Source organism: Bacillus sp. LR--39 (assembly GCF_053613335.1).
In genome coordinates this window covers 1-626 of the sequence record NZ_JBSIOT010001114.1, presented here as the reverse complement: position 1 = coordinate 626, position 626 = coordinate 1, and the positions used below count along the sequence as shown (strand labels likewise).

The window sequence follows — 626 nt, the reverse complement described above, 5'->3', positions numbered from 1 at the left end:
TTCAACTTTTTTCGCCAAGTTTTTTGCAGCTTGAGAAACTTCGCTCACTTTTCCATTCATGCCGCTGATAAAGTGTCCGACCATTCCTGACCCCCAGCCTGCAGCCGACTGTTTCGAATCAAGGAACGGCTTGTTGATATTTTTATCAACATACTGCGACGTCCCGGTCGGTGTTGCATTTTGCCCGGTTGCAAAGTTTTTGACTGTATTTGCACCCCAGGAAGAGGACGTTTTCACCGTTGTTTGATAAGGCGCATTTACTTTTGCTTGAAGAAAACCGCCGGTTCCGGTCGCGGAAGCATTTTGCCCGGAAGCGAACCCGGCAACCGTCTGTTTTCCGTAGTTAGACGATTCTGCCGGCAGGCTGCTAAACGGCTTGCTGATGTTTTTTTGCTTCCATTGATCAAGGGAAGGAGCGTTTGAGCCGATCCCCTTGTCAAAACCGCCGGTGAATTCCCGGCCGAAAGCCTGCGCCTCTGCTGCTATACTCCCGACACCGACAGCAGGCGACACAGAAGCCGAATACGAAGCGGTGCTTGAAACCGGAGAAGAAGCTCCCCCGTCTCCCGCCGCGGCCCCCATGTCGTCAACAACGCGCATGCCGAGCTTGGTAGCGGCCTGGGCAA

General features: G+C 53.4%; 1 pseudogene. It reads right to left on the bottom strand.

What is annotated here, in order from left to right:
• Nucleotides 1-626, bottom strand: a pseudogene (locus ACWHAR_RS28795) (transglycosylase SLT domain-containing protein); the annotation flags it as partial.